The organism is Arthrobacter sp. Hiyo1, assembly GCF_001263615.2.
In the GTDB taxonomy this organism is placed as follows: domain Bacteria; phylum Actinomycetota; class Actinomycetes; order Actinomycetales; family Micrococcaceae; genus Arthrobacter.
On the sequence record NZ_DF952477.1, the window covers coordinates 75,246 to 83,233 of the forward strand.

At 63.0% G+C, this 7,988-nt stretch carries 3 protein-coding genes and 4 pseudogenes; 3 read left to right on the plus strand and 4 right to left on the minus strand.

The genetic code is table 11. The annotated features are described in order from the left end of the window. Positions 1 to 181: 181 nt before the first annotated feature. From AHiyo1_RS21735 to AHiyo1_RS21745, 3 genes and pseudogenes are all read right to left on the minus strand, one after another. The gene (locus tag AHiyo1_RS21735) at positions 182 to 709 is read right to left on the minus strand and encodes a hypothetical protein (RefSeq protein ID WP_148667709.1); all 528 of its coding nucleotides are present in this window, start codon (positions 707 to 709) and stop codon (positions 182 to 184) included. A gap of 27 nt (positions 710 to 736) precedes the next feature. Beyond that, positions 737 to 2,250, minus strand: a pseudogene (locus AHiyo1_RS21740) (APC family permease). Continuing rightward, complete coding sequence (locus tag AHiyo1_RS21745) at positions 2,247 to 4,178, minus strand: primary-amine oxidase (RefSeq protein ID WP_059389966.1); 1,932 nt, start codon at positions 4,176 to 4,178, stop codon at positions 2,247 to 2,249. The pseudogene AHiyo1_RS21740 and the gene AHiyo1_RS21745 overlap by 4 nt, the downstream one beginning before the upstream one ends. Before the next feature lie 133 nt (positions 4,179 to 4,311). Between AHiyo1_RS21745 and AHiyo1_RS21750 the strand changes: the two genes are divergently transcribed. Beyond that, positions 4,312 to 4,947: a TetR/AcrR family transcriptional regulator gene (locus AHiyo1_RS21750; protein WP_059389965.1), complete on the plus strand. Its 636-nt coding sequence runs from the start codon at positions 4,312 to 4,314 to the stop codon at positions 4,945 to 4,947. On the opposite strand, the pseudogene AHiyo1_RS21755 reads toward AHiyo1_RS21750, so the two are convergent. Then, a pseudogene (locus AHiyo1_RS21755) lies at positions 4,944 to 5,959 on the minus strand (LacI family DNA-binding transcriptional regulator). The gene AHiyo1_RS21750 and the pseudogene AHiyo1_RS21755 overlap by 4 nt on opposite strands. Before the next feature lie 210 nt (positions 5,960 to 6,169). Here AHiyo1_RS21755 and rhaI point away from each other — a divergent pair. Together rhaI and AHiyo1_RS21765 are read left to right on the plus strand one after the other, a co-directional pair. Further along, positions 6,170 to 7,333: pseudogene (gene rhaI, locus AHiyo1_RS21760) on the plus strand (L-rhamnose isomerase). Positions 7,334 to 7,335: 2 nt separating this feature from the next. Continuing rightward, positions 7,336 to 7,988 (plus strand): annotated as a pseudogene (locus tag AHiyo1_RS21765) (class II aldolase/adducin family protein); the annotation flags it as partial.

The following is a 7,988-nucleotide window of genomic DNA, read 5'->3' on the forward strand; positions in this document are numbered from 1 at the left end:
CGTTCGAGGTCGTCGACCGTGTGAACCGGGGCCTCGCCGACAACGGTGCCCGTGGCGGGGTCGATAATGGTCCGGCTTTCGCCGGTGGTCGGGGTGATTGAAGCGAGGAGGGCGTCGTAGCTTTCCAAGGGTTTACTCCACTCTGAGTTGGTAATGGTTTCTATGGACAAGGCACTTGCGGTCAGACGGCCATCAGGATCATGGCGCCCAAGGCGCCCGCCGAAGAGATCGCCTCAAGCGATGCAGACGCGTGACGACGGTGTCCGCGGCCATTTGGTCGAAGGGTTCGGGCGGCCAGGGCGATTGAGTAGGCGATGACCGCTGCCGCGAGGGCAACTGCCAGGGCCGGATTCGCTCCACCAAGTCCTGAATGCGCATGTGCTTGGTGTACAGAACTTGACGTGACAGTGGGAAGGGTTGTGACGAAAATGGCGAACATGGCCACCATGGACAAGGAGCGGTGTATTTCCATGCCGCCCCGGCGATCCTTGGGCAAGAGCACCAGCGGAAGAGGGGACGTGAGGAGCAGGAGAAGGCCCCACACGACGCCCGGCACAATGCCTGGCCCGACGGTTGTGTCCGCCATCGCAATGAGCATGAGTGCCATCGGCCCCCACTGGCTAAGGTTCCTGACCAATCCTTCACGCATCGGGCTCCAGATTCCGAGGGCACAGCAAGCGAGCATGACGATCGAAAGGGTGGTGTGCATGGTGTTCACCGATCATCAGTCCCGGCGCTACACGTCGTCTTCGTCGCCGAGATGGACGGCCGCCGGCCCCTCCTCGCCGTGACCGATCCGCCGATACACGGCCGGGTTGCTCCGGCGGAGGCGGAACGCCCATGCGATCCCCACCAGCCCGGGCACGATGATCGCGGCAGGCAGGACGAACGTCAGCGCATTGGTCTCGTTTTGGCCGAGCAGTACGTTGAAGTTGACCACGATCAGCACGAAGATCGCCGCAAGGAGCACGAACCCCAGGGCAGGGGCGATCAGGCGGGTCCAGATTCCAGCGTCATGCCTGTTCTTGCGGAAGAACCCAATGACCGCCAGCGAGACAACGGTCATCAAGAGGACAAGTCCCATGGCGCCGTCGTTCGTCAGCCACGTGAACATGGTCAGGACAGGGTAGAGGTCGCCCAGCGATGATCCGGTCCCCGCGATGGCGAAAGCCACCGTGACCACGACGGCGATCACCGTCTGGGCGATCGACCCGGCGTAGGGGGCGCCGCTGTGCCGCCGTACTGCGCCCAGCTTGCGCGGCAGGACTTGTTCCCGGCCCAGGGAGAAGAAATAGCGGGCTGCGGCATTGTGGAAGCTGACGAGAGCTGCGAAGAGGCTGGTGACGAAGAGCAGGCGGGCCAGGTCGGCGAGAAGTACGCCGGCATGGTCGCTGAGGAAACCGAACATCAGGTCCGGTCCTTGTTTCGCGGAAGCGTCCACCACTGCGGACGGTCCGGTTCCGACCGCCATGGCCCACGAGGAAACAGCGTAGAACAAGGCGATGATGGCCACCGCGGTATATGTAGCCCGGGCGACAGTGTGCTTGGGGTCCTTGCTTTCCTCGCCGTAGATCGCGGCCGACTCGAATCCCATGAACGCCGCGATGCCGAAGGAAAGGACCGCCCCGACGCCCGGCACGAAAAGGCTCTGCGTGCTGAGCGGCGCTCCGCTGACTCCCTCGGGGGCCACGGCAAAGGAGACGACGTCGTAGACAATCACCACGAGGAACTCCAGGCCGACGAGCACCCCGAGGACCTTCGCTGACAGGTCCACGCGGTTCACGCCGAGGAATGCAACGACGGCGATGCAGACAAGCACCGGAATCCACCACGGGACGGTGATGCCGAAGCGTTCGTTGATCAGGCTTGAGACGGTGAAGCCGAAGAGGCCGTAGATGCCGACTTGCATCAAGTTGTAGCCATCAGGGCCACCATGGAAACCCCGACGCCGACCGGCCGGGAGATGCCCTGCGCCACGTAGGAATAGAAGGCGCCGGCGTTGACGACGTACCGGCTCATGGCCGCGTAGCCGACGGCGAACACGGCGAGGGTTCCGCCGAGCAGCAGGAAGGACAGCGGCACGCCAGTGACTCCGGTGACGGCAAACGTCGTCGTCACGCCGCCGGCGAGGACAGTGAGCGGAGCCGAGGCGGCGATGATCATGAAGGTCACCGCAGGGACGCCGAGACGACGTCGATGATGATGCGAGTGTCCCACCTCAGTGGTCTCTTTCCCGGTTGTTAAACTCATTTCTGGGCCTCCATGTGGCAGTGGCCGCCTGAGGCGGGTTTCGACGGCGGAACGTCGAGTACGGGGCTCCGGTCGAAGAAACCTTCGGGGCGGAGTTTGAATCCCACCGTGTCGACGGGCATGATCGGCCAGTCCTCGGGGCGGGGGAAGTGGGTCAGCCCGAAGGTGTGCCATACGACGATGTCTTGTCCGTCGATGTCCCTATCGCGGGCGATGTAGGCCGGCAGTCCGGCTCCTCCGGAGTGCTGGTTGACGAAGTCGCCGCTGGGGTAGCGCTCGTTCTCGTCATAGCGGGTCACCCATAGGTCCTTCGTGGCGAAGGCTGCGCGTTGGGCGATGGACGATTGGGGATCGGCGAGGAGCATGGGATGGCCTTGTCCGTGGAGCTTGTATCCCACGGGGTCGCCCAGGCGGTTGAGTGAGTCGGGATTGGAGATGATCCAGGCCCGTCCCGCCGCCATGTCAGACTCGCGCACGGCCTCCGACTCGCGCTTGAGCACCGTCCGACGGCGGGCGAAGGCGTTGCCCCGTTCGTTGCCTTCTCCCATCGGTACCCGGACGGCGTCCTCTTCCTCGACCCTGTTGCTCAAGCCGTCGATGGCGAAGTCCAGCCGGGCGCTGAAGAGGTGCTGGTGGAAGGGCGCCCCAAGGCCCGGTGCGAGCTCCGAGGCGTACGGGTAGCCCTTTCCGGGGTGGGCGCTCGTGAAGACGACGCCGGTGGCCTTGGCTTCGAACTCGATGGTGCCGTCAAGGTAGAGGTACCAGTAGAAGCCGTAGTCGTAGTTGCCGATAGTCGTGAAGAAGCTGATGACGAGCCTGCGGTTCCGGCGGGTGTAGTTCACGCCGCTCCAGAGGTCGCTGTGCTTGGCGAGGATGCTCCAATCCTCTTCGTGCATGCATATTCCGTTTCGGATTTCCCGTGGCCGGCCGAACGCGTCACTGACTACCGGGCTGAGGTAGGTGATTTCGCCGAGGCAATCGCAGCCGAGTTCGAGCGAGTTAGCGTATTGGCCCACGAGGTATTCGCCGGTATCGAAGTAGTTCTGCCAGGAGCGCACGGGTGAGGGGTCGCCGTATGGCACCACCATTTCGGCGATGGAAGCCCGCTTGAGGATGCTGCGACGGCGATCGACGTCGTCGAACGCGACATTGTGCAGAACGACGCCTTCCCGGACATCGAAGCCGATGTCCAGGCTCCACTTCTCCCACTCGACGTGGTTTCCATTGTGGACGGTGAAGCTCGGACCTTCCGGCTGGGTGATGTGGATCGGCTTCTGCGTGGTGCGCATCGGTCCGGTCAGCTCCGGGTCCGTAAAGTTGCCATGTTCTGCCGGCACCGGGACGGCGCCGAAATCCAGGACATGGTCCACCGTCTTGCTGACGACATCAACGTAGGCAACCAGCCCATCCACGGGGTGGGCCCAGGCGCTGTCCTCGCGGAACTCCTGGACGAATGCCAAGCCGCGCAGAATCCGGCGGCCTTTCTCCTCGGGGTACTCGAAGACGCCGGCCGAAAGGGGAGCGACCCTGACTTTGCTGACGTCGAGGTTCCGGTCAGCCAAGGCCTTGAGCCACCGCTCGTCCTGGGCGAGGATCTCTTCGACCACCTCGAATTCTTCTTCGATGACCGGAAGCTCGCCCGTCACCGAGGTGTCAAGATCTACCTTCGAGACGACTTCCTGGTGTGTCACGGAGACCACGACGTCCTGTGCCGCACCGCTCAAGACGTTGTGCAGGAACGCCCTGAACCTGCGGTCCGGAGTCTCCGTTTCGCCCGCTCCTGAATCGCGAGGGGGGTCAAGGAGGCCAAGGTAGGCGATCCGGATGGATCCGTCGAAGAGCCCGGCGTAGGCCAAAATGCCCCTGACGGCCGTGATGTCTTCGGCACTGGTCAAGGCATACGGAGACAGTCCGGCAATCTCAGCCATGTCGGCGATTTCTGGAGAGGAGGTTGTGCTCATGGAAGGCCTTTGTGAGTGGCGGTTTATTTTCTATGTGTGTAGAGAATAGCATCGTGTAATCTGAGTCACAACGGTTGTAGAAAAAAGATTTGGGGAAAGAGTGCCGAAGATCGTAGACCACGACAAGCGCCGGGTGGAGCTGGTCGAAGCCACGTGGCGGATCATCGCCAGCCGGGGGATCGAGGGTGCCACGATGCGCGAGATAGCAACGGAAGCGGGCTTTGCCAACGGTGCGCTCAAGCCGTACTTCCCGACGAAAGACGATCTCTTGACGTTTGCTTTCGGCCACGTCTTCAACCAGACGAATAGCCGCATGAGCGACTCCACCGCCGGCCTGCGGGGACTGTCGGCGTTGCGCAGCTACTGCCATGAAATATTGCCGCTCGACGCCGAGCGGCTAAACGAAGCGCGAATCGCGATCGCCTTCTGGCAGCGCGCACTGACGGACCCGGCGAAGGCCGCCTTGCACGATTCCTCGATGGAGCAATGGCGTGACGCCCTGTTCGACAAGCTCCGTGAAGCCAGGGAACTCGGCGAACTGAAAGAAGGTCTCAACGACGACGACATCGTCGGCGGGATCATGACGTTTGCGCTCGGTGCCCAGATCACGGCCACGCTGACGCCGGAACATCACTCGGCGGATCAGCTTCGGTCCCAACTGGAGACTTACATATCGCTCATTTCATCCGAAAAGGGCGATCTGGTGCCGACGGCCGGATCGAAGGGTTCCGCTTAGCGGCGCAGGGTGCTCTGCCGCGCCACGAGCTCCGGCGTGAACACCACTTGGCTATGTACGTGGCCGGGTTCGGCGTCGATTTCGTCGAACAGGAGTTGGGCGGCACGCTCGCCGATCAGCTGCCTCGGTTGACTGATGGAGCTGAGTGGGATGCTCGACTGGGAGGCGAAATCGATGTCGTCGAACCCGACGATGGCGATGTCCTCGGGCACGTGGAGCCCGTTCGCGGCGAAGGATTGCAAAAGCCCTAGGCTAATTGATCGTTGGCGGCAAACACGGCGTCCGGGCGCTTGTCAGGTTGGAGATTCCCGATGAGATCTCCAATCCGGCGTCCGCGTTCGAATTTCAGATCGGGCGTTTCGAATAGTTGAAGCGGGACTCCGGCACGTGCGGCCGCGTCGGCGGCACCCCGGTATCGGTCCTCGACCTGCTGCAGGGTGAAGGGGCCGCCGACGAATGCAGGGCGTACCGAGCCGACACTGACGAGATGCTCCAGGGCAGTGGCGCCGCCGGCGACGTCGTCCACCGAAACCGAGCAGAACTGATCCGTGCTTGCGAGCCTGTCGACGAGTACAGAAGGGATACCCCGGTCGCGCATTCTTTCCAGCCGTTGAAGAACTTGTCCGAATGGCGTGATGAGGACGCCTTGGACCCGCTGCTGCTCGAAGAGGTCCAGATAGGCCTCCTCGCGGCCGGCGTCTTCGGCGCTGTTGGCCAGTATCAGGGAGTGCTTGTGGTCTTCGGCGACGTTTTCAGCGCCCAAAGCGACATCGGTGAAGAAGGGGTTTCGCACGTCCAGCACCAACATGCCGAGGCTCCTGGTGGAGCCGGACCGCAGTGAGCGGGCTGATTCGTTCCGCACGAATCCCAGCTCTTCGATGGCGGCAAGAACGCGGGTCCTCTTGTCGAACGAGACTTGGTCCGGACGGTTGAGGACATTCGAAACTGTTCCGACCGAAACTCTGGCAAGGGCGGCGACGTCAGTCAGCTTTGCTCCCGGGCCGCTTGGCACTCTCTACCTCCCAATTGATGAATCGAATCAAACCGCTTGATCAATATTACGTGGTTCGATCGGCGATCTCCGGGATTGACTGTTGACACGCCATGGAAGCAGGCCCTACCGTGTGAGTAGGCTCTTGAATGAAACGATTCAAGCCGGAATTGATTCAAAAGAAACGCACTGCTGTTCGAAGACGACGCACAGGCAACAGAAGGAAAAACCATGAACACGACGGAAGCGGCCCTCGGCCGCCTCGGCGAATTGGCCATCGAGGTCCCGTCCTGGGCCTACGGCAACTCGGGCACGCGATTCAAGGTGTTCGGCACGCCCGGCACCCCGCGGACCATCCAGGAGAAGCTGGCTGACGCCGCGAAAGTCCACGAGCTGACGGGTCTTGCACCGACTGTGGCACTGCACATCCCGTGGGACAAGGTGGACGATTACTCCGCCCTCCGCGGGTACGCGGCGGACCTTGGCGTCGGCTGGGGACCATCAACTCCAACACGTTCCAGGACGACGAATACAAGTACGGCTCCCTGACGTCCTCCGACGCGCGGTGCGCCGCCGCGCCATCGACCATCACCTGGAGTGCATCGAGATCATGCACGCCACGGTTCCCGGGACCTGAAGGTCTGGCTGGCGGACGGCACCAACTACCCTGGCCAGGATGACATGCGCGGCCGGCAGGACCGCCTCGCGGAATCCCTTCAGGAGATCTACGCGGGCCTTGGGGATAGCCAGCGCCTGGTGCTGGAGTACAAGTTCTTCGAGCCTGCTTTTTACCACACGGACGTTCCGGACTGGGGTACCTCCTATGCCCAGACCCTGGCTCTGGGGGAGAAGGCCTTCGTGTGCCTGGATACCGGCCACCATGCCCCGGGAACCAACATCGAGTTCATCGTGATGCAGTTGTTGCGCCTGGGCAAGCTGGGCTCCTTCGACTTCAACTCGCGCTTCTATGCGGACGATGACCTGATTGTCGGTGCCGCGGATCCTTTCCAGTTGTTCCGCATCATGCACGAAGTCATCCGCGGCGGGGGCTTCGGAAAGGATTCGGGCGTGGCCTTGATGCTGGACCAGTGCCACAACTTGGAGGAGAAGATTCCGGGCCAGATCCGGTCCGTGCTCAACGTCCAGGAAATGACGGCCCGTGCCCTGCTTATCGACACGGACGCGCTCACCGAAGCGCAGCGTGAAGGCGATGTCCTGGCCGCGAACGGCATTTTCAACGACGCTTTCTACACGGACGTCCGGCCGATCCTGGCCGAGTGGCGCGAATCGCGCGGCCTGCCCGCGGACCCGATGACCGCGTTCAAGGCCAGTGGCTACCAGAAGAAGATCAACGAGGACCGCGTGGGCGGCCAGCAAGCCGGATGGGGCGCTTAGGCATGAATATGCAGAACACAACCAACAAGACTGTTGAAGAACTGATCGCCCGTTCCAACCGCCTGGGCGCGGACAAGCGGAACACGAACTTCGCCGGCGGGAACACCTCGGCCAAAGGCACGGAGACGGACCCGTCACCGGGGAGGACGTCGAACTGTTGTGGGTCAAGGGTTCCGGCGGGGACCTGGGAACCTGAAGGCGGAAAACCTGGCCGTGTTGCGGCTGGACCGGCTGCAGGCCCTCAAGGCCGTTTACCCCGCGTCGACGCGCGAAGACGACATGGTGGCCGCCTTCGATTACTGCCTGTTCGGCAAGGGCGGCGCTGCGCCCTCGATCGATACCGCCATGCACGGGCTCGTGGACGCCGCGCACGTGGACCACCTGCACCCGGACTCCGGCATCGCGATCGCGACCGCGGTGGACGGCGAAGCCCTGACCTCCAAGGTCTTCGGCGAGAAGGTCGTGTGGGTGCCTGGCGCCGCCCCGGCTTCCAGCTGGGACTGGACATCGCCGCGCTCAAGGAAGCGAACCCGCAGGCCATCGGCACCATCCTGGGCGGCCACGGCATCACCGCCTGGGGAGCCACGAGCGAGGAAGCCGAAGCCAACTCCCTCTGGATCATCGAGCAGGCCGAACGCTACATCGCCCAGAACGG